22 protein-coding genes are annotated in these 21,115 nt (G+C 60.3%); 6 read left to right on the top strand and 16 right to left on the bottom strand.

The annotated features are described in order from the left end of the window. The first annotated feature begins 11 nt into the window (after positions 1 to 11). Both ptsI and crr read left to right on the top strand, forming a co-directional pair. Positions 12 to 1,739 carry a phosphoenolpyruvate-protein phosphotransferase PtsI gene (ptsI, locus tag ETEE_RS13955; RefSeq protein WP_034163513.1) on the top strand — a complete coding sequence of 576 codons (1,728 nt, stop codon included), beginning with the start codon at positions 12 to 14 and terminating at the stop codon, positions 1,737 to 1,739. Between the two features lie 48 nt (positions 1,740 to 1,787). Further along, positions 1,788 to 2,297: a PTS glucose transporter subunit IIA gene (crr, locus tag ETEE_RS13950; RefSeq protein ID WP_012847994.1), complete on the top strand. Its 510-nt coding sequence runs from the start codon at positions 1,788 to 1,790 to the stop codon at positions 2,295 to 2,297. Positions 2,298 to 2,406: 109 nt separating this feature from the next. On the opposite strand, the gene ETEE_RS13945 is transcribed toward crr, so the two are convergent. The 3 genes from ETEE_RS13945 to ETEE_RS13935 form a co-directional block, all read right to left on the bottom strand. Beyond that, positions 2,407 to 3,306, bottom strand: coding sequence for a Dyp-type peroxidase (locus tag ETEE_RS13945; protein ID WP_034163514.1), 900 nt, complete (start codon positions 3,304 to 3,306; stop codon positions 2,407 to 2,409). A 146-nt stretch (positions 3,307 to 3,452) separates the two neighbouring features. Then, entirely contained in the window at positions 3,453 to 4,034 is a 582-nt protein-coding gene (locus ETEE_RS13940; RefSeq protein ID WP_034163516.1) for an RpoE-regulated lipoprotein, read from the bottom strand. Between the two features lie 188 nt (positions 4,035 to 4,222). Continuing rightward, entirely contained in the window at positions 4,223 to 4,648 is a 426-nt protein-coding gene (locus tag ETEE_RS13935; protein ID WP_034163517.1) for a GNAT family acetyltransferase, read from the bottom strand. Between the two features lie 397 nt (positions 4,649 to 5,045). Between ETEE_RS13935 and amiA the strand changes: the two genes are divergently transcribed. The 3 genes from amiA to ETEE_RS13920 all read left to right on the top strand — a co-directional run bounded on the left by amiA (position 5,046) and on the right by ETEE_RS13920 (position 7,376). Then, entirely contained in the window at positions 5,046 to 5,918 is an 873-nt protein-coding gene (amiA, locus tag ETEE_RS13930) for an N-acetylmuramoyl-L-alanine amidase AmiA (protein WP_034163519.1), read from the top strand. 88 nt (positions 5,919 to 6,006) lie between these two features. Next, the gene (gene hemF, locus ETEE_RS13925; RefSeq protein WP_034163521.1) at positions 6,007 to 6,927 is read left to right on the top strand and encodes an oxygen-dependent coproporphyrinogen oxidase; all 921 of its coding nucleotides are present in this window, start codon (positions 6,007 to 6,009) and stop codon (positions 6,925 to 6,927) included. After that, complete coding sequence (locus ETEE_RS13920; protein WP_034163522.1) at positions 6,924 to 7,376, top strand: YaiI/YqxD family protein; 453 nt, start codon at positions 6,924 to 6,926, stop codon at positions 7,374 to 7,376. The genes hemF and ETEE_RS13920 overlap by 4 nt, the downstream gene beginning before the upstream one ends. Here ETEE_RS13920 and ETEE_RS13915 read toward each other — a convergent pair. The 9 genes from ETEE_RS13915 to ETEE_RS13875 form a co-directional block, all read right to left on the bottom strand. Continuing rightward, entirely contained in the window at positions 7,362 to 8,165 is an 804-nt protein-coding gene (locus tag ETEE_RS13915; protein ID WP_034163523.1) for a ChaN family lipoprotein, read from the bottom strand. The two genes, ETEE_RS13920 and ETEE_RS13915, sit on opposite strands and share 15 nt — an antisense overlap. Before the next feature lie 119 nt (positions 8,166 to 8,284). Then, complete coding sequence (gene maeB, locus ETEE_RS13910; RefSeq protein ID WP_034163525.1) at positions 8,285 to 10,564, bottom strand: NADP-dependent oxaloacetate-decarboxylating malate dehydrogenase; 2,280 nt, start codon at positions 10,562 to 10,564, stop codon at positions 8,285 to 8,287. A gap of 191 nt (positions 10,565 to 10,755) precedes the next feature. Continuing rightward, the gene (nudK, locus tag ETEE_RS13905; RefSeq protein WP_034163526.1) at positions 10,756 to 11,343 is read right to left on the bottom strand and encodes a GDP-mannose pyrophosphatase NudK; all 588 of its coding nucleotides are present in this window, start codon (positions 11,341 to 11,343) and stop codon (positions 10,756 to 10,758) included. Between the two features lie 246 nt (positions 11,344 to 11,589). Continuing rightward, positions 11,590 to 12,552, bottom strand: coding sequence for a sugar-binding transcriptional regulator (locus ETEE_RS13900; RefSeq protein WP_034163528.1), 963 nt, complete (start codon positions 12,550 to 12,552; stop codon positions 11,590 to 11,592). Positions 12,553 to 12,657: 105 nt separating this feature from the next. Next, the gene (gene dhaL / locus ETEE_RS13895) at positions 12,658 to 13,311 is read right to left on the bottom strand and encodes a dihydroxyacetone kinase subunit DhaL (protein ID WP_034163529.1); all 654 of its coding nucleotides are present in this window, start codon (positions 13,309 to 13,311) and stop codon (positions 12,658 to 12,660) included. Between the two features lie 5 nt (positions 13,312 to 13,316). Further along, positions 13,317 to 14,318, bottom strand: coding sequence for a dihydroxyacetone kinase subunit DhaK (locus ETEE_RS13890; protein ID WP_034163530.1), 1,002 nt, complete (start codon positions 14,316 to 14,318; stop codon positions 13,317 to 13,319). Between the two features lie 37 nt (positions 14,319 to 14,355). After that, positions 14,356 to 15,120, bottom strand: coding sequence for a GolD/DthD family dehydrogenase (locus ETEE_RS13885; RefSeq protein WP_081926428.1), 765 nt, complete (start codon positions 15,118 to 15,120; stop codon positions 14,356 to 14,358). 19 nt (positions 15,121 to 15,139) lie between these two features. Continuing rightward, positions 15,140 to 16,396 carry an MFS transporter gene (locus tag ETEE_RS13880; RefSeq protein ID WP_034163798.1) on the bottom strand — a complete coding sequence of 419 codons (1,257 nt, stop codon included), beginning with the start codon at positions 16,394 to 16,396 and terminating at the stop codon, positions 15,140 to 15,142. Positions 16,397 to 16,435: 39 nt separating this feature from the next. Beyond that, positions 16,436 to 17,551 carry an MDR/zinc-dependent alcohol dehydrogenase-like family protein gene (locus tag ETEE_RS13875; RefSeq protein ID WP_034163532.1) on the bottom strand — a complete coding sequence of 372 codons (1,116 nt, stop codon included), beginning with the start codon at positions 17,549 to 17,551 and terminating at the stop codon, positions 16,436 to 16,438. Between the two features lie 303 nt (positions 17,552 to 17,854). On the opposite strand from ETEE_RS13875, the gene rpiB reads away from it, so the two are divergent. Continuing rightward, positions 17,855 to 18,316 carry a ribose 5-phosphate isomerase B gene (rpiB, locus tag ETEE_RS13870; protein ID WP_034163533.1) on the top strand — a complete coding sequence of 154 codons (462 nt, stop codon included), beginning with the start codon at positions 17,855 to 17,857 and terminating at the stop codon, positions 18,314 to 18,316. Positions 18,317 to 18,406: 90 nt separating this feature from the next. Here the strand turns inward: rpiB and napC are convergent, their stop codons facing one another. The 4 genes from napC to napG are packed head-to-tail and all read right to left on the bottom strand — an operon-like array spanning position 18,407 to position 21,104. Then, positions 18,407 to 19,027: a cytochrome c-type protein NapC gene (gene napC, locus ETEE_RS13865; RefSeq protein ID WP_034163536.1), complete on the bottom strand. Its 621-nt coding sequence runs from the start codon at positions 19,025 to 19,027 to the stop codon at positions 18,407 to 18,409. A gap of 9 nt (positions 19,028 to 19,036) precedes the next feature. After that, a complete protein-coding gene (gene napB / locus ETEE_RS13860) occupies positions 19,037 to 19,489 on the bottom strand; it encodes a nitrate reductase cytochrome c-type subunit (protein WP_034163538.1) in 453 nt (150 codons plus the stop codon). Continuing rightward, positions 19,486 to 20,352, bottom strand: coding sequence for a quinol dehydrogenase ferredoxin subunit NapH (napH, locus tag ETEE_RS13855; protein ID WP_034163539.1), 867 nt, complete (start codon positions 20,350 to 20,352; stop codon positions 19,486 to 19,488). Before napH ends, napB begins: the two co-directional genes overlap by 4 nt. Further along, positions 20,352 to 21,104 carry a ferredoxin-type protein NapG gene (gene napG, locus ETEE_RS13850; RefSeq protein ID WP_034163540.1) on the bottom strand — a complete coding sequence of 251 codons (753 nt, stop codon included), beginning with the start codon at positions 21,102 to 21,104 and terminating at the stop codon, positions 20,352 to 20,354. The genes napH and napG overlap by 1 nt, the downstream gene beginning before the upstream one ends. Between the last annotated feature and the right edge of the window lie 11 nt (positions 21,105 to 21,115).

The raw sequence follows: 21,115 nt of genomic DNA, 5'->3' as shown, positions 1-21,115 counted from the left end.
AAGGTAGGGTTATGATTTCAGGTATCTTAGTATCACCGGGCATCGCTTTTGGTAAGGCGCTTCTTCTGAAAGAAGACGAGATTGTCATCAGCCGTAAGAAAATCACTGCCGACGAAGTCGAGCAGGAGATTGCCCGCTTCAAGGACGGCCGCGACAAGGCCGCCCAACAACTGGAAGCCATTCGTCAGAAAGCCAGCGAAACCCTCGGGGAAGAGAAAGCGGCGATCTTCGAAGGGCACATCATGTTGCTGGAGGATGAAGAGCTTGAGCAGGAAATCATAGCCCTGATTAAAGATAACGCCATGAGCGCCGAGGCGGCTGCCCGTGAAATTATCGAAGGCCAGGCCACCGCCCTGGAAGAGCTGGACGATGAGTACCTGAAAGAGCGTGCGGCCGACGTGCGCGACATCGGTAAGCGTCTGCTGAAGAACATTCTCGGCATGACCATCATCGATCTGGGCGCGATTCAGGACGAAGTCATTCTGGTCGCAACCGACCTGACGCCGTCTGAAACCGCGCAGCTGAACCTGGATAAGGTGCTGGGCTTCATTACCGATCTGGGTGGCCGTACTTCCCACACCTCCATCATGGCCCGCTCCCTGGAGCTGCCGGCGATCGTCGGCACCAGCGATGTGACTCAGCAGGTGAAAAACGGCGACTATCTGATTCTGGACGCGGTCAACAACAAGATCTACCTGAACCCGACCGCCGAGACGATCGACGCGCTGAAAGCCGTCCAGACGCAGTACATCAACGAGAAGAACGAACTGGCCAAGCTGAAGGATCTGCCGGCGATCACGCTGGATGGTCATCAGGTGGAAGTCTGCGCCAACATCGGTACCGTGCGTGACGTCGCCGGCGCCGAACGCAACGGCGCAGAGGGCGTTGGCCTGTACCGCACCGAATTCCTGTTCATGGACCGCGACGCGCTGCCGACGGAAGAAGAGCAGTTCCAGGCGTATAAGGCCGTTGCCGAAGCCATGGGCTCGCAGGCGGTGATCGTCCGTACCATGGACATCGGCGGGGACAAGGATCTGCCCTACATGGACCTGCCGAAAGAAGAAAACCCATTCCTTGGCTGGCGTGCAATTCGTATCTGCCTGGATCGTAAAGAGATCCTGCATGCCCAGCTGCGTGCTATCCTGCGCGCCTCGGCCTTCGGCAAGCTGCGTATCATGTTCCCGATGATCATCTCGGTCGAAGAGGTGCGCATGCTGAAAGCGGAGCTGGAGCAGCTGAAAGCGCAGCTGCGCGAAGAGGGCAAAGTATTCGATGAAACCATCGAAGTCGGCGTGATGGTCGAAACACCGGCCGCCGCCACCGTCGCCCATCATCTGGCGAAGGAAGTTGACTTCTTTAGTATTGGGACAAATGACTTAACCCAGTATACTCTAGCAGTAGATCGTGGCAATGAGCTGATATCTCATCTCTATAACCCGATGGCGCCGTCAGTGTTGACCCTGATTAAACAGGTGATCGATGCATCTCACGCGCACGGCAAGTGGACCGGTATGTGCGGTGAACTGGCTGGCGATGAGCGTGCTACACTGCTTCTGTTGGGCATGGGGCTTGATGAGTTCAGCATGAGTTCAATCTCAATTCCGCGCATCAAAAAAATCATTCGCAATGCGAACTTTGAAGATGTGAAGGCATTGGCAGAAGAGGCGCTGCGTCAGCCGACGGCTGACGATTTGATGAGCGTGATCAATACGTTTATCGAAGAAAAGACCCTTTGCTGATGGCGAAAGCTGGAACGCCGCCCAATATTACTTGCTTAGGAGAAGATCATGGGTTTGTTCGATAAACTGAAATCGCTGGTTTCAGACGACAAGAAAGAAACGGGCAGCATTGAGATTTTTGCGCCCCTGTCCGGTGAGATCGTCAATATTGAAGATGTGCCTGACGTCGTCTTTGCTGAAAAAATCGTCGGTGACGGCATCGCAATCAAACCGACCGGTGACAAAATGGTCGCGCCGGTTGATGGCACCATCGGTAAAATCTTTGAAACTAACCATGCTTTCTCTATCGAGTCCGACAGCGGCGTAGAGCTGTTTGTACACTTCGGCATCGATACCGTTGAACTGAAAGGCGAAGGCTTCAAGCGCATCGCCGAAGAAGGTCAGCGCGTGAAGAAGGGTGACGTGGTCATCGAGTTCGATCTGCCGCTGCTGGAAGAGAAGGCCAAGTCTACCCTGACGCCGGTCGTTATCTCCAACATGGATGAGATCAAAGAGCTGATCAAGCTGTCCGGCGACGTTGTCGTCGGCGAAACGCCGGTGATCCGCATCAAGAAGTAATCGCACCGAGCAGCAAACAGAAACGGCGCCCACGGCGCCGTTTTTTTTTATCCCCGCCGCACGGTGCACGCGCTGCGCAAAGCCAGAGCGGGCCGACGGCCCGCGGCTATCACAGCGTCAGCAAACGCGTCGCGGACGGCGCGAAGTAATAGCTTCCGCTGACCGGCTTGCTGAAACGCAGCAGCTGATCGTGTTTACCGTCCAGCTCACCGAACATGCTCAGCAGCTGCTTTTCAATATTATGCAGCTGTGCGCAGTAGGCGATAAACATCAGGCCATGCTTCCCACTGGCGGTGCCATAGGGCAGGCTCTGGCGGATGATCTTCAGCCCCTTGCCATTCTCTTTCAGATCGACGCGGCTCACGTGCGAGGTATCAGGGCGCTCGCTGGGATCCAGCTCTTCGCTGTCCTGCTTGGTGCGCCCGATAATCTGCTGCTGCTGATCGACGCTGAAGCGAGACCACTGACGCAGATTATGCTCCCAGCGCTGCACCAGAACATAGCTGCCGCCGGCGTCTACACCGTCGGCAATCACGCCGACGGCCGGGCGGGCATCGCCGGCCGGGTTCTCGGTGCCATCGATAAAGCCGCTCAGATCGCGCTCATCAACCCAGCGGAAACCGTGGATCTCTTCCTCTACCTCAATGGCATCGCCAAAGGCGGCCAGCGCCGCCTGCGCCAGCGAAAAGTTAACGTCGTGACGCAGCGACTGAATATGGATCAGCAGATCGCGCTGCGTCGCCGGCGCCAGCCCCTTACCCAGCGGCTCGAAGGGTTTCAGCGCCGCCCCCTCCTCCTCATTGGCCGTCATTTCACGCCACAGCGCATGGCCAAAGGCCACAACCGCACCCAGATGCGCATCAGGATAACGCTGTTGCAGCGCCTGCAGCTGGGTAATAAACGTTTTACATCCCTGACGCAATCCATCCAGATCACCTTGCGCCATGGCTTCGATAAAAATACCGAAGCGGCAGTGCTCCGGCAGAATGCCGCTCTGAGGCTGAGACATGAAGCTCTCCATTACTGTACAGTCTAAATAATCGGTGTTTTCTGCTACGCCGCCACCGGGCAACAGTGGCCCGGCCACGCCAGACCATGCATATCTTACGCCATACCTCATGCATTCCCTTGCTGTAAAACAAACAATAGGGCGTGTTACTGCGCATCCGCCTGCCAGACAATCTGGCTCACCGTCCATGATTTCAGCACGTCATCCGGCGGCATCAGCCCCGCCGGGCCACCCCATTGCCCACTGAACAGGTAGCTGACCCGCGCGCTCTGCGGCGCGCGGCAGACCACCGCCGTCGCTTCCGCCGCCACCACCCGCCGACACTCGCCGTCATAGGCCCGCGCATACAGCGCGGCAAAGGGCGTCCCAACCCGCGCGCCCCAGGCGGTGGCGAGATCCGCACTGTCCACCGTAATGCGCTTCACCGTCGCGTCGCCGGCGATCGTCATCGCCACCTTATCCTGGGCCATGGCCTGGAAAAAGCGCGTTACCTGCCCGTTATCGATCCCCATTCCGCTGCGCAGCGTGTACGCCCCGTCCAACCCTTGGCTGACGGCCTCCTGCTGCATCGGCGTACTGGCCGACACCCCACCGACGCCGTCATTATCGATATGCAGACCCGATGAAAACCAGTTAAAGGACGACAGCGTAGACCAGGAAAATGAACTCAGCGTCGAGCAACCGCTCAGCATCAGCGGCGCCACGACGATCCAGAAACGAAAACCCATCGGTTAACTCCTTGCGAGTACGGCTATCGCCGTATGACAGAATACCTGGAGATTGGAGTGGTGAAACGGTAAAAAGTTGCCGCGATGGCGGGAAAACGCCGCGGCAGCGCGCCGCCGGCGTAGGTAAAACAGAGCGCAGGCCACCGCACCGGACGGGCGGCGGCGCATGGAATGCGCAAAAGACGCCGTTAATACTCCTGATCGATGATCAGGCGCTTACCCAGACACAGCACATCCTGCGTCTCATACTCCAGCTTCTCATACATGCTGATCGCCGCGTCGTTATCCGCGTCGATCAGGATCCGCACCTGCGGACAGCCGCGCGCCAGCAGCTTTTTCTCCAGGCGGCTGGCCAACGCATTGGCGATGCCGCGACCGCGAAAGTCCGGGTGCACGCACAGATAGTAAGCCGATCCGCGATGGCCGTCATAGCCGCCCATCAGGGTTCCGACGATCTCGCCGCCCACCTGCGCGACCAGAAACAGATCGGCATCGTGATTCATCTTGCGCTCAATATCCGTTTCAGGATCGTTCCAGGGGTGCAGCAGATCGCAGCGCTCCCACAGCGTAATCACCTCATCAAAGTCGGATTGATTAAAAACGCGAATTTCCATGATATCGACCGTAATAGATTATAATAGTGCCCGGGCGTCGGCCTCGGACCATACCGGTGCAGCAAGAACCGGACGCAGCCTAGGGCGTGTCCCGTAACTGGCCGTGAGCGTCGACACAGCGCACAGCGACGAGATGCGCCCTAATTATCGCTGCAATCCCCAGATTCGCAATGGAAATATCGCGACCGACGGGGGCAAATCGCCCATTATTCGCCTCCGCCTGCGCCCCGACGCCGTTTCAGGCAACAAATAGACATAGTTATCCGCTCGATCCATGTATTTTCATCGCGTTAGGATGTGGGTACATCCTATGAGCGGACGCGGCGTCAGCGCGGGCGGCCCCATGGGAAAGACCCCCGTATTGCTTGCGTTACTGTCTGACGGAATAGATTGCACCATGAAGAAATTTTCCGATTTTCGCCCGCTTCCCCATCCGTCCTCTCGCCGCGGCTTTCTGTGCTCCGGGCTAGCCATGCTGCTGGGAGCCGGTCTGCTGCCCTCCGCCGTCCAGGCGGCGCAGACGCCCGACCACCCAGGCGCCCGGCGTAAGCCGGCGGATGCGCCGCGCCTGGTGATGCTCGATCCGGGGCACGGCGGCATCGATCCCGGCGCCGTCGGACACCGGGGATCGAAAGAGAAGCACGTCGTGCTAGATATCGCCCACCGAGTGCGCGATCTGCTGCGCCGTCAGCGCAATCTGGTAGTTAAGCTGACCCGTGAAGATGACTATTTTATTCCCCTGTATAAACGGGTAGAGATCGCCGCGCAGCACCAGGCCGATCTGTTTGTCTCCATTCATGCCGACGGGTTCACCAGCCCAGAGGCCTCCGGCGCCTCGGTCTTTGCCCTATCTAACCGCGGCGCCAGCAGCGCCATGGCCAGGTACCTCTCCCAGCGGGAAAACGACGCTGACAAGGTGGCCGGCGGACGCTATGCCTCGGAGGACAACAACTACCTGCAGCAGGTGCTGTTCGATCTGGTGCAGACCGACACCATTAAAAACAGCCTGATCCTGGGGCGTCATCTGCTGGGCCAGATCCGCCCGGTGCACCGCCTACACTGCCAGCATACGGAGCAGGCGGCCTTTGCCGTGCTCAAATCCCCCGCCATTCCCTCCGTACTGGTCGAGACCGCCTTCATCACCAACCACGATGAAGAGCGCCTGCTGACCTCTCCCGCGTTCCGTACCACCATCGCCGAAGCGATCGCCGGCGGCATCGTGCACTACCTGCACGACTTCGAGGCCCATCAGCGGCGCAGGCCGTCATAACGCGGACGGACAACCGATGCCCCCGGCGCGCCGACGCGGGGCGCCATCGGTTATACTGCCCAGCGTTGACTTAACAGAGGGCGGTACCATGATCCCAGACAGTGAACCGGTTCGGCGCTTTCTGCTGCGGCTACAGGACAACCTGTGTCAGGCGCTCGCCGCCGCCGACAGCGGCGCCGCATTCAGCGAGGATCGCTGGCAGCGGCCCCAGGGCGGTGCGGGGCGCACCCGCGTGCTGCGCCAGGGGGCGCTGTTTGAACAGGCCGGCGTTAACTTCTCCCATATCCATGGCGATAGTCTGCCCGCCGCCGCCACGGCCAAGCGCCCAGAGCTGACGGGCTGCCCCTTCCAGGCGATGGGCGTCTCCCTGGTGCTACACCCGCACAGCCCCTATGTTCCCACGGCCCACGCCAACGTACGCTTTTTCATCGCCGAGCGCCCGGGCGCGGCGCCGCTGTGGTGGTTCGGCGGCGGATTTGATCTGACGCCATTTTACCCCTTCCACGATGACGTCATACAGTGGCACCGCAGCGCCCGAGATCTGTGCCGCCCCTTCGGCGAACAGCTCTACCCGCGCTATAAGGCGTGGTGCGATCGCTATTTCTACCTGCCGCACCGTCAGGAGGCGCGCGGCGTCGGGGGGCTGTTCTTCGACGATCTCAACGCCCCCGACTTTGACCAGGCGTTCGCTTTTACCCGCGCCGTCGGCGAAGGCTTTGCGCCCGCCTACCTCCCTATCGCCGAGCGGCGACGCGGTCTGCCGTGGGGCGAGCGGGAGCGGCAGTTCCAACTTTACCGGCGCGGGCGCTATGTGGAGTTTAATCTGGTGTGGGATCGCGGTACCCTATTCGGTCTGCAAAGCGGCGGGCGCAGCGAATCGATTCTGATGTCGATGCCGCCGCTGGTCCGCTGGGAATATGACTATCAACCGCCGCCCGACTCGCCGGAAGCGTGCCTGACGCGCGACTTTCTTACCCCGCGCGATTGGCTGGCCAATGAGCCGATATGACAACACGACAAATTTGGATCGACGCCGATGCCTGCCCGAACGTGATTAAAGAGGTGCTGCTGCGCGCGGCTGAACGCAACGCCCTGGCGATTACTCTGGTCGCCAATCGCCCACAGCGCCTGCCCGCCGGTAGCCGGGCCCGGATGCTATGCGTCGCGGTGACGCCGGACGCCGCCGACAACGAAATAGTTCGCCGGGTAGCCCCCGGCGATCTGGTGGTCACCGCGGATATTCCCCTGGCCGCCGCCGTACTGGAACGCGGCGGCTGCGCCCTCAACCCGCGCGGCGAACGCTACGATTCGACGACCATCAAGTCCCGTCTAACGATGCGGGACTTCATGGAGACCCTGCGCGCCAGCGGCATCCAGAGCGGCGGCCCAGCGCCGCTGGGCCCTCGCGAGCGCCAGCTGTTCGCCAATCAGCTACAGCTGTGGCTACAGGCGCGCTGACGCGGTATACCAGACATAGTCCGCCTGCGCCTCTCCGACCCGGACGCCGGGCGGCGCCAGGATCAACACGCTGACCTCCGTCAGCGGCTCCTCGTCCTCAATATGCAGCGGCACGCCGAGATCGCGCCGCGCGTGAAAGGCGCCGGTGATAAACAGCGCCGGCAGCGGCGCCGCCAGCAGCGCCTGCGCCATACGCCGATCGCGCCACTGCTGCACCGCCAGACGCTGCGTCAGCTGTGCGCTATCCAGCGTCTCATGGGCGCCGCGTAGCGCGGCGCTAATCTCAATCTGCACCGCATCCTGGGTACTGAGCGCCCCCGGCGGCGACTGTGGCCGACGGCGGATCTCCGCCAGCGCGTCGCGCCCCAGGTTTGCCGCCAGCAGCGGATAGCCGCCCCGCAGCGCGCTGCGGACCAGCGGGCCATATTGCGCCCACGGCCAGCCCGGTGACCACTGCAGCAGGGATATCACCTGCGCATCCGACAGCGATGGCTGCCGCGCCGCCGCCACGCCGGCCTGCTGATCCGGCGTCAGCATCTCCAGCAGCACGCTGCCCTGCGGCCGCTGGGCCGACATCTGCAGCAGCAGCCAGCGCGCGATCTGCTGATGACGTGGATTATCGTGCCGCTCGCCGACGATGACCCGCGGCGACGCCGCCAGACGCTGGACCAGCTGCGTCGGCGTCAGCGTCTGACCCTCCGCCAGTGATACAATCCGCTCCGCCACCGGCGCCGGCGTTTGGCACCCGCTCAGCGCCAGCAGCGCCAGAGTCAACATCATCGTTCGCATCGCTCCTCCCCGCCGCCGCGCCACCGTCGTACCGGTGCGCAGAGAATAAATACCCCCGGCATCGCCGGGGGAGTTTAAGAGAGCCAAAAATGCCGCCCACAGGCGGCATTATCACGGCGCTACAGCGCCCGGCTCTGCGCTTCCACCACCGACAGCGCCACCATATTGACGATACGGCGCACGGAGGCGATCGGCGTCAGGATATGCACCGGCTTACTGATCCCCATCAGCACCGGTCCGACGGTAACCCCCTCGGAGGAGGAGACCCGCAGCAGGTTATAGCTGATGCGCGCGGCCTCCATATTGGGCATGATCAGGATATTCGCCGCCCCTTTCAGCGGGCTGTCCGGCATCTGCCCCAGGCGAATGCTCTCCACCAGCGCCGCATCGCCGTGCATCTCACCGTCGATCTCCAGCCCCGGCGCCGCCTGCTGCACCAGCTCCAGTACCCGGCGCATTTTGTGCGATGACGGGCAGTTGGCCGTGCCAAAGTTGGAGTGGGAGAGCAGCGCGACCTTCGGCTCGATACCGAAGCGGCGCACCGCGTCGGCGGACATCAGCACAATCTCCGCCAGTTGCTCGGCGCTCGGATCCTCATTAACATAGGTATCGGCGATAAAGGTGTTGCCGCTCGGCAGTAGCAGGGCATTCATCGCGGCGGCCGTATGGCATCCGTCACGGTAGCCGAACACCTCGCGCACCACGCGGTAGTGATCCTGGTAGTTGCCCTCGGTACCGCAGATCATCGCATCGGCCTCGCCGCGCTTGACCATGATCGCCGCGATTACCGTCGGATCGGCGATCAGCGCCCGGCGCGCCTGCGCCTGCGAGATCCCGCGCCGCTTCATGATGCCGTAATAGGTTTGCCAATAGTCGTTATAGCGCGGATCTGATTCGTTATTGACCACCTCGACATCGCGGCCGATCTCGATGTGCAGACCGAGCTTCTCCAGCCGGTGAGCGATGACCTGCGGACGCCCGATCAGGATCGGCTTGGCCAGCCCCAGCGTCACCAGCTCCTGGGTGGCGTGCAGCACGCGCTCCGACTCCCCCTCGGCCAGCACAACCCGCTTGGGATCCTGGCGCGCCTGGGAAAATACCGGCTTCATAAACAGGGTGGTCTTGTAGACAAATTCGGTCAGGTGCTCGATATAGGCGTCCATATCATCGATGGGACGCGTCGCCACCCCGGAGTCCATCGCCGCCTGCGCCACCGCCGGCGCAATCTTCACGATCAGGCGCGGATCGAAGGGCTTGGGAATAATATATTCCGGCCCGAAGGAGAGCGACTGATCGCCGTAAGCAGAGGCGACCACCTCGCTCTGCTCCGCCAGCGCCAGATCGGCAATGGCGCGCACCGCCGCCAGCTTCATCTCTTCGTTGATGGTGGTCGCCCCGACGTCCAGCGCACCGCGGAAGATAAACGGAAAGCACAGCACGTTGTTCACCTGGTTGGGGAAGTCGGAGCGGCCGGTACAGATTATCGCATCGGGGCGAACCGCCTTGGCCAGCGGCGGCAGGATCTCCGGCTCCGGGTTGGCCAGCGCCAGGATCAGCGGCGACGGCGCCATGGTTTTCACCATCTCCTGCGTCAGCACCCCGGGGCCGGAGCAGCCCAGGAAAATATCCGCGCCGGGGATCGCATCCGCCAGCGTGCGCCAGCCATTGTCATCGATGGCATAGGCCGCCTTGCTCTCGACCAGGTGCGCGTCGCGCCCGCGGTAAATCACCCCCTTGGAGTCGCAGGCGGTGATATTTTCACGCCTCAGCCCCAGCGCCACTAGCAGGTTCAGGCAGGCGATCGCCGATGCGCCGGCGCCGGAGACCACCAGCCGCACCCGATCGATCGGTTTGTCGACCACCCGCAGGCCATTGAGCACAGCGGCGGTGCAGATGATCGCCGTGCCGTGCTGATCGTCGTGGAACACCGGGATTTTCATTCGCTCGCGCAGTTTCTTTTCGATATAGAAACACTCCGGCGCCTTGATGTCTTCAAGGTTGATGCCGCCAAAGGTGGGCTCCAGCGCGGCGATCACCTCGATCAGCTTGTCAGGATCGTGTTCATCCACTTCGATATCAAACACGTCGATACCGGCGAATTTCTTGAACAGCACCCCTTTTCCTTCCATCACCGGCTTCCCGGCCAGGGCGCCGATGTTGCCGAGCCCCAGCACGGCGGTACCGTTAGAGATGACCCCCACCAGATTTCCGCGCGCGGTATACTTATAGGCCGCCAACGGATCGTCGGCGATCTCCAGACAGGGCGCGGCAACGCCCGGTGAATAGGCCAGCGCCAAATCGCGCTGGGTCGCCAGCGGCTTGGTGGGGACAACCTGGATTTTTCCCGCAACGGGATACTGATGAAACTCAAGCGCACTTTGTTTTAATTTTTCATCCATCGTTGGTTTCCTTTTCGCGAATTCCCCGAGCGCCGCGGCCGCCATCGTCCCCGATGCCGCCGGGCCAGACTCTTTATCACTCTGTAAATGATTTGTGAAATCACGAGTGAGTATAGTGCCATAGCGCGCCGAAACTATGAAGCAGGACATAAAGCCGAAAAGAAAACGCGGACCGCCGCTCAAATGCGCATTTATTCGCCCCCGGCCGCGTCGCAGAACCAGTTGCTCAGGCGGGCGTGCTGCAGCAGCATGATGGTCTTACCATCGCAGATCCGCCCGTCGCAGACCATCTGCCAGGCGTCGTCAAACGGGATCTCCAGCAGTTCGATATCCTCATCCTCAATGCCGCCGCCGCGGCCGCAGCGCAGGCTTTCGCGGTACTCCGCCGCAAAGAAATGCACTATCTCGGTCACGCCGCCCGGCGACATATAGGCGGAGAACAGGCGTCTGGCCTCGCCGATGGCATAGCCGGTCTCCTCCATCGCCTCACGACGTACGCAGGCCTCTGGCGCATCGCTGTCCAGCAGGCCGGCGCAGGTCTCGATCAGCATGCCGTCCGGGTTACCGTTGAGATAGGTCGGCAGGCGAAACTGGCGGATCAGCAGTACGCAGCGGCGCGACAGGTTATACAGCAGCACGGTGGCGCCGTTGCCGCGCAGGTAGACCTCGCGCCGCTGACGCACCACGCCACCCTCCCGGCGCGGCAGGTCATACTCATACTCGCGCAGCGGTCGCCAGGCGTCGGAGAGTAGGCGTTCATGGATAAATTGGATGTTCATTGCTTTGCCCTAGGTCACGACATACCGTTGCAGGATAGCCACTAACAGAAAGCAATATCAATCCTCAAAGGCGGAATAACCGACGCGCGGCGTAGGCTGGCGGAGGTCTACGCGATGATCACCCACGCCTCAGGGCGCCATCTCAAATAACCGGATAAAAAACACATATTACAATGGCTTTATCGGAGCAGATTTACCGACATGCAGGGAGACAAGAAGGGGACTCCGTACCGGAGGGATAACCGCCTATGCAAGTACGCTGAGCAGCGTACGAATATTGGCCGCGCTGGTCGCAATGATATCAATGGCGCCCGTCCGCAGCGCGCCCAAAATAGCCAAGGCCTTGCTATTTTCTGAGGCTATGGCAATCACGCACGGAATATTACGCAACTCATCAATACTCAAACCGATCACGCGATCGTTCATCACGGTATCCACATGCATACCCTGCGCGTTAAAGAAGTCATAGCCGCCGATTTCACCGATCACGCCCTGATTCAGACTGGCATCGACAATCTCGCGCGGCGTAAACCAGCCGAGCTTCACCATATAGCTATCTTCGTTCATGTCACCAATGCCGACCAAGGCGATATCCGCCCGACGCGCGCGATCCAGCGTATCTTTAATGGTGCCATTCTGCATAAATGCCTCTTTTAACGTGCGGTTTTCCACATACGCAGGCGCATACAGTGTCTCACTGCGTCCCCCAAACGCTTTAGCCAACCGCCGGCTAATATGGTCAGCATTCAACGCATCCCCGGGCCGATGGTTGCCGCCGATGCCACAGATAAAACGACAGCGACGCTCAGCGGCATTACCGACGTGCTCAGCCACGGCCGCCACATTACGGCCTTGACCCACGGCGACCGCCATGTCATCCCTGAGTACCGTAGAGAGATGATTAAAGACTAACGCCGCAACGTGACGCCGCTGCTCGTCCTCATCCTGACAGTCCAGCGCAATTAACGCACGGGTAATCGGGAAATGCGCCTTCAGCTGCTGTTCAAGCCGGGTGCTGAATACCGGATGGTAGCGTACTGAAATCTCTACGATGCCCTCCTCTTTGGCTCGCTTCAGCAGCCGCCCGACCTTAATCCGTGAAATACCAAATTTTTTCGCGATCTCCTGCTGTGTAATATCATTTTGATAATATGCGACGGCGATCTCGGTCAATAATTGTTCATCCAGCGTTCCATTTTGCCTCTCCATCTGCTCTACACACCCTGTCTCGTCTGCCGTCGTGGGCTATAAGCATAGCCCACGAGGGGATCCCATCGTATAGACGCAGATCGCATGGTCTGACAAAAAACACCGCTACTCACCGCCGTTGGAACACGCCAATAGCGCATCCGCCAACGCCGACAGCAGCAGGCTACAGGAGACGGCGCCGGCATCCAAAGCGCCCCGAGAGCGCTCCCCCAAGCGGCTAGCCCGGCCAACTCGGGCGATGAGATCGTAGGTACTGTCACGTCCGCGTGCCGCCGCCTGCGTCATCATGCAGAGCGACCGCTCTAGGCTATCGCCTTGTCGCAGGGCCACCTCAAAGGCAGACACCGCCGGGACATAGGCGTCCATCATGGTTTTATCTCCCACCTGTGCGCTGCTGACCGCCTGTAACTCACGCAGTCCGCCCTGCAGCATAGACAGCACGTCCTCACGACACAGCGTAGCGCTCTCCGGCGCGCCCTGCGCCATCCCCATAAACAGGCTGCCGTACAGCGGCCCCATAGAGCCGCCAATTCCCTCCATCAGCGACTCCGATAGGCAGCGCAATGCCTGCGGCAAGGAAAGTCGTTGCCCTGCCATGGCGTCAGCGCACAGCATAAATCCCTTCGCCATATTTACGCCGTGGTCGCCATCGCCGATGGCGCCGTCAATTTCACTGAGATACGTCCGCTGGCGGACCACCGCGGCGACCAGCGCAGCGACAATCTCTCCGCCGTTGGAAACGGTGACTGCATAAACCATCGCGATTACCCCTCCTGCGTCAATCCCGGTGATGACACCGGCATATTGAGTAATAGCTTCAGCTCATCGTCCAACGCCATCACGGTCAGCGTTACCCCCATCATATCCAGCGAGGTAAAATAGTTTCCAACGTAGCAACGGTGTATCGTTATCCTCTGCGCCTCCAGACGCCGCGCGATGGCATCATAGTAGATATACAGTTCCATCACCGGCGTCGCCCCCAGCCCGGAGACCAAGACCGCCACCTCACTCCCGGGAACCAGCGCCAGCTCCGCCATGACAGCGTGCAGCATCGTCTCCGCCATCTCCGCGGCGGGACGCAGCGGTTCGACCCGGATCCCTGGCTCACCGTGATGGCCGATACCCACCTCCATCGTGCCATCCGCAATAGAGAAATTGGGCTTTCCCAATGCCGGGAGCGTACACGCGCTCAGGCCGATGCCGATGGAGCGACAGCGATCGATGGCCCGCTGCGCATAGGCGATCACGCGATCCATCTCGTCGCCGCGCGCCGCAGAGGCGGCGCCGACCTTCCACATAAATATTTCCCCCGCGACGCCCCGACGCTTTTCTCGCTCACTCTCCGGCGCAGAGGCCACATCGTCATTGGCTACCACCGTTTTAACCACGATCCCCTCGGCCGCCGCTTTTTTGATCGCCAACGCAACATTCATATTGTCACCGGCATAATTACCATATAGGCAGACAACCCCTTCACCGCCGTGCGCTGCTCGGAAGGCATCCAGAAACGCGCCGGCGGTCGGCGATGAAAAAATCTCACCGATGGCGACGGCATCCAGTAAATTTTTACCCACGTAGCCCAAAAATGCAGGCTCATGACCGGAGCCGCCGCCGGAGACCACCCCCACTTTTCCCGCTATCGGCACCGACGGATGCGCCAGTACCCGGGGATGTTCCGTCCGACGGTAATACTCAGGATAGGCCCGCAGGTACCCTTGAATCGCCTCTTCAACCACGAGGTTCGGATCGTTAATCATTCTGTTCATCACCTACCTCACTGTCATTTCGCAACGGGTATCCCCGTTATTGGATGGTGTAGCCGCCGTCAACCCGTAAATTAGCCCCGGTCACCATGCTGGCGGCATCGCTGGCTAAAAATAGGGCACAGGCCGCGACGTCATCCGGCTCAGCAAAGCGGCGCAGCGGAATGGCGGCCTTCATTCGCTCGGCTTTTTCGCCGGACCAGGCGCGCCGGCCAAGATCCGTGAGTACCACGGTCGGCGATAGCGCATTTACCCGAACGTTATCCACGCCCCACTCCAACGCGAGGACCTGCGTAAGACCGATCACCACCGCCTTGCTCGCGCAATACGCGGCATGGTGCGGCAGCGCCACCACGCCGGCCTGCGACGCCAGATTGATAATGCTGCCGGCCCGCTGGCGCAGCAGGTAGGCGCCGATCACCTGACACGCCAAAAAGGTCCCCGTCACATTGATCGACATCGTCGCCGCCCAATCCGCTTCAGACAGCGCCGCCGCCGGTGCCAGCGCGACAATGCCGGCGCTATTGACCAATACGTCGATATGGCCAAAATGTCGCAGTGCCTGTGCTGCCGCCGACTGCAGGGCCCCCCGATCGCACACATCCACCTCCAGCCCTAGCGCGTTCTGCGCATCGAGCTGACGCGCTACCGTCGCTACCCGCGGATCTCGATCCAGTAGCACTACGCTCGCGCCACCCTGCACGTAGCACGCGGCAATCGCCTGACCGATGCCCGCGGCGGCGCCGGTAATCACCGCCACTTTCCCACGTAAAGAAAACGGCGCACGACATTCATGAGTCATCATGATGCGACTCCTCCATGGTTTACTCCTGCCGAATAGCCGAGGACACATCGCTATTGTTCGCCGCGCCAGGCAGCGTCACAAAGCGCATGAGTACACCGCTAAACAGATAGAGACCGGTAAAGATCCAAATCACACCGCCGGCGCCTAAGCTACCGATAAACACCCCCACGATCGCCGGTCCCACAAAGGTACTGAGCCCCGCCCCTAGATTCAGTACCGACATGGCCGCCCCCTTATTATTTGGCGCAAGCGTGGGCATAATGGCCGACAGCGGGACAAACCCGGCTAAGCAGGCGCCAAACAGGCCCGCGGCGCACAGCGTCAGCGCATAGCTGGAGGAAAAAAGCAGCGGCGTGTAGTAGAACAGCAGCGTCGTTAACGCACAGCCCACGCAGCCGAACCACATCACCACGTTACGCCAGCCCAATCTATCGCTGATAAGGCCAAAGATAAGATTAAAAATGATATTGACGGTCCACAGCGCGGTATACATATGCAGCCAGTGGGTACGGGTAAACCCCATCTCCATCATGTACAGCGGCATAAACACGACAAAGCCATAGGCGGCAGAAGTATTGATGGTTCGCACAATGCCCCCCAGGCCAATCTTCGGATTTTCAAACGCGATCGTAACGCCTTTAAGGACATACCACAGCGAGGTTTTCCGCGCGGCCGCTGTCGTTTCCTGCCCACCGCGATTGAGCCACAGGGCAATCGCAGCGCCCAGTGTCACGAAGATCAGGGCGCTCCATAGCGTGTTCACTTCGCCCAGATAGGGGAGCATCACGCTGGAGTACAGCACCCCCAGCACGCCCAGACCACCGCTGTAAACAAACCAAAAAATCCCCACCGCAGAGCCCAGCCGCGCGGGCGGCGCCTCATAAGCGACCCACACCAGGAAGCCATAGGCAAACAGTGGGTATCCCAGGCCACGCAGCGCATAGGTCGGGATCATGATCGGCAGGCTATTGCTCGGTAGCCCCAGCAACAGAAAAAAGAGAGAGCCGATCAAAAACAGAATGACGCCGCCCAGCATCACGCGACGCGCCCCAAACATCTCAACCAATACGCCGGAAAACCAGGCGGCCAACGCAGCGGCAAAGCCATAGACGCTAAACAGCAGCGCAGACTCCTGGATGCTCAGTCCCCGGGAGATCACATAGGGTGATAGCCATCCCTGCTCTAGCCCCTCCCCCATCATAAAGATCAATACCCCGACATAACCGAACCACAGTCGGGATGGCAAACCACTGCGGTGAACAACGTTTTCTAACATATTGCCCCCCATCACATGGATGTCACGCCGCACCAGACCTTATAGATTTGGATTAAGCACAACCTTAATTGAGCCGACGCCGCGCTGCATGAGTGCAAACCCCTCGGCAAACTGCGATAGCGGCAGGACATGCGTTACTACGCCCTCGGTGGGCAAATCGCCATTGGCAATTCCCTCGATCACCCGCGGATAGCAATAGGGGCCAAGGTGTGACCCCAGCACATCCAGCTCTTTACGATCGCTGATAATGCTCCAGTCCACGCTCACCGGTTGCTTAAATACCGAAAACTCAACGAATGTCCCCAGCTTGCGGATCATCCGTAACCCTTGCTCAACCGACGCCGCGGCTCCCGTTGCCTCGATATACACATCGCAGCCATATCCGTCGGTCATCGTTTTAACGCTGGATACGACGTCATCCCGGGCCGGATTGAGTACCCGATCGGCGCCAAATTTCTGCGCGAGGGCCAAACGCTCATCGGAAAGGTCCAGAACGATCAGCCTGCCCGCCCCTGACTTTTTAATCGCGCCAATCATCCCCAACCCCAGGGTCCCGGCGCCGGCTAATACCACCGTATCCCCCAGTTGGATCTTCGCGCGCTGTACCGCGTGGAATGAACAGGCATAGGGCTCAATCAGAATCGCTTTCTCCATCGGCAGATCGTCGGGGACCCGATAATTGATGGACTGCGGCGTAAATTTCATATACTCCGCCATTCCGCCATTCACGTTGCTCTGAAAGCCATACAGGTCGTGCTTCTCACACATCCAGTACTGACCGCGCTGACAAAACCGGCAGGACCAGCACGGCACGATCTGCTCCGCGATAACCCGATCGCCTAGCGCAAAATCCACCACGCCAGCGCCGAACCCAACGACATGACCGATAAATTCATGACCCGGGATCATGGGCGCTTTGATGTAGGCCGGCTGCGTCTCATCCCCCCAAAAACTGGCCGCCCCTTCAAAGGCTTTCGTGTCACCGGCGCAGATACCGCAGGCCTCCACCTTCACCAAGATCTCGCCCTCGCCAATCGTTGGAACGGCGACCTCCTCCAAACGGTAGTCGTGGGGGGCATACGCCACCACCGCCTGCATCGTCGCAGGGATCCCCTCGCGCACCGTTACCGCGTTTGCTCCGCAACACTGGCTCATAAACGTCACTCCTCTCGTTTCCCTATGATTCATTTGTTCATATAAAGAACAAATACACACTGTTGACGAGGAGCATATTGAACAGAGAGCGTGTCAAAAATAGCCAAATCGATCACAAAATAACCAAACTAGCGCTGATTAAGTATTTTTATGTGATTTGAATCGAAAAACAGAACGAGATTAATCAGGCAACATAAAGAACATAAGTTCTATCTATGTTCATATGAATGGTCAGTCGCTGCGGCCTCTCGCCGAGATGGCCATACCGCCGCAGCTCACTAGGGATGATCCCCGGAGGAAGCTATGCTACCGATTGCCATTGGCGCCGATGATGCCGCTATCGCCCTTAAAGAGACGCTCATCGCGTATCTACAGCAGCGTCATATCCCCTTTACGGATTACACGGATACAATCCACGATAGTGACTACCCCGATATCGCCGTCCGGGTCGCTCAGGCCATCAGGGAAGCGCATCATCAGCGGGGGATCCTACTATGCGGTACCGGCATTGGCATGAGCATTATGGCGAATAAGGTACCGGGGATCCGGGCAGCGCAGTGCCACGATACCTACTCCGCCCAGCGAGCGCGTAAAAGCAACGATGCCCACATCATTACGCTGGGTGCCCGCGTCATCGGACCCGAACTGGCGAAAGCGATCGTGGATGTCTGGTTAACAGCCGAGTTTGAAGGTGGGGGGTCGACGATAAAAGTCGCTAAAATTGGCGATTATGAGCAAATATTCAGTGAAAAATACCCACGGTGAGCTGAGGATTAACGCTAGCACGCATCGATAGCGGATAAACATAATGCGCCTCTCGGCGCATTATGTGTTTACCGCGACAGCCTCTGCAGATTAATAGCCGGTAGGGATCCCTTTCATCTCCGGCAGCTTATGGGCGATGCCCTTATGACAGTCGATACAGGTCTTGTTATCGCGGATCGCCTGGTCGTGCATCTTCGCCGCCACCGTCTTCTGCTGGCTGAAGTCCATATTGTCGAAATTATGACAGTTACGGCACTCCTGGGAGTTGTTGGCCTTCATACGCGCCCACTCGTTCTCCGCCATCTGCAGTCGGTGCGCCTCGAACTTCTGCGGCGTATCGATAACCCCGAACACCTTGCCATACAGCTCCTTGCTGGCCTTGATCTTGCGGATCATCTTCGGCACAAACTCGTGGGGCACGTGGCAGTCCGGGCAGGTGGCGCGCACGCCGCTGCGGTTGGAGTAATGCGCCGTCTCCAGATACTCCTGGTAAACGTTGTCGCGCATCTCATGACAGCTGAGGCAGAACTGCTCGGTGTTGGCCTTTTCCAGCCCGGTGTTGAAACCGCTCCAGAACAGGATACCGGCGACGAATCCCAGCAGCAGCAGCGTGCCGATCGCCAGACGGCTGGGACGACGCCACCACTGCCACACCCGGCGCAGCAGGCCCGGCTTGTTGCCCGTCGGGGCGTTGTGTTGCTCGCTCATCATAGGCCCCTTTTACTGACCAAAGCCGCTAGACGGGGTAAAGGTATTCCCGACGATCGGCGGCGCATCGGTCTGCGGTACGTGGCACTGCAGGCAGAAGTAGCGGTTGGGCGCCACCTGTCCCAGCATCTTGCCGCTGGCGTCGATAAAGTGGGTCGGACTGACGCGCATCGCCCCGGTGGTGCGGTAATTCTCCACCCCGTGGCACTGCAGGCAGCGGTTGGTATTTTTGGTGATCTGGTAGCCGTCCACGCTGTGCGGGATCATCGGCGGCTGGTTAACATAGTTTAGCGCCATGCGCTCCTGCTGCTTTGGCATCCTGATCTGCCCTTCGGCCGTACCGGACACCTCCGGTGACTGCACCAGATTAACGGCATCGTCGGCGGCCGAAGCCGCGCCGCACAACGCCAATGATAATAACAGTGCCCCCAGGGAGAACCGCTTCTTCAGGACATTGCTCTTCATTGTTTATCTCCCGAACGATGAAATCGTGTCTTAAATTCAAATACCTGCTCAGCACATACGTCCATGCAGCGCCCGCAGCTGATGCACGCCTTGCTCAGTACCAGCGGGCTGTGATTGTGATTGAGAACCGGTTCACGCAGTACCTGAGGCTCAGGACAGACGTGGAAGCAGTCCATGCAGCGGGTGCAGCGATCGCGCCGCACCGCACCGACGCGCAGCAGACTCTTGCTGCCGATGGCGCCATACAGGGCTCCCAGCGGACAGAGATGGCCGCACCAGCCGTGTTCGGTCACCAGCAGATCGAACAGAAAGATCGCTAGGATCAGCCAAAGACCGCCGCCGACGCCGAAGATCAGGCTGCGCCCCAGCAGCGCCACCGGGTTAAGCCACTCCCACAGCAGCGTTCCGCTCACCGCGCTGCCGGCCAAAATCGCCAGCAAAATACCGTAGCGCAGCGAACGCGACAGCGTGGCCGACTGACGGATCCCCAGGCGACGGCGCAGCCAGGCCGCCAGATCGGTCACCGGATTCAGCGGACAGACCCAGCCGCAGAACGCCCGGCTGGCGATCAGGGCATATAGCCCCAGCACCAGCAGCGCCCCCAGCAGCGCCGTCAGCGCAGGCCAGTGGCCGGCCAGCAGGCTCTCCAGCATCATCAGCGGATCGGTCATCGGCAGCGTATCCAGAAAGCGACTGGCGCTGTAGTTGCCCTTCAGTATCCACACCCCGAACAGCGGGCCGCTGAGAAACATCAGCAGCACGCCCAGCTGACAGCCGCGCCGCAGCAGCAGCCAACGGTGACTGCGCCACCAGCCAAGGCGCACGCGCGCCTCTTTGCCCGCCTGGGCTACCGGGTTGGCCATCATTCACCTCCCTGCGGCAGACGGATCGGCAGCTGCGTGTCCGAGGGCACCAGCGAATGACCCGCCTTCTGTTTCTCTACCCAGCCAAGGCGGTAGTGATGCCCCAGCTCGCCGCGCGCCAACGCCAGCGGCAGCACTTTGATCGCCGCCTCCTCCAGCACGCAGGCCTGTTCACACTTACCGCAGCCGGTACAGTGGTCGCTGTGCACGGTGGGTAAGAACTTGGCGTGTTTACCGGTGCGCTCGTTGCGATGCAGCTCCAGGGTGATGGCGCTGTCGATCGCCGGGCAGACGCGGTAACACACATCGCAGCGCAGCCCCTGCCAGTTAAGGCAGTTTTCATGATCGAGCAGCACCGCTAGCCCCATCCGCGCGTCATCGATGTGAGTCAGCGCCGGGTCGAGCGCGCCGCTCGGGCAAGCCGCCACGCAGGGAATGTCGTCGCACATCTCGCACGGCGTCTGACGGGCAATAAAATAGGGGGTCCCCGCCGACGAAGGCGACAGCAGCGTCGCCAGCTTCAGCGTGTCGTATGGACAGGCCTGTACGCACTGCCCGCAGCGAATGCAGGCCGCCTCAAAGCGCCCATCGGCCAACGCGCCGGGCGGGCGCAGTGCCAACCCGTCCCGTGCCTGGGACTGCTTTTGCTGTAGCCCCAGCAGCAGGGCCACGGCCGCCAGTCCGCCCGCACCGCGCACGGCATCGCGCAAGAAGCGCCGCCGAGCCGGTCCCTTATCCCGTTGTTCCGTCATCTGCGCCGTCC

Source organism: Edwardsiella anguillarum ET080813 (assembly GCF_000264765.2).
GTDB classification, from domain to species: domain Bacteria; phylum Pseudomonadota; class Gammaproteobacteria; order Enterobacterales; family Enterobacteriaceae; genus Edwardsiella; species Edwardsiella anguillarum.
This window is presented reverse-complemented; position numbering and strand designations above follow the sequence as displayed.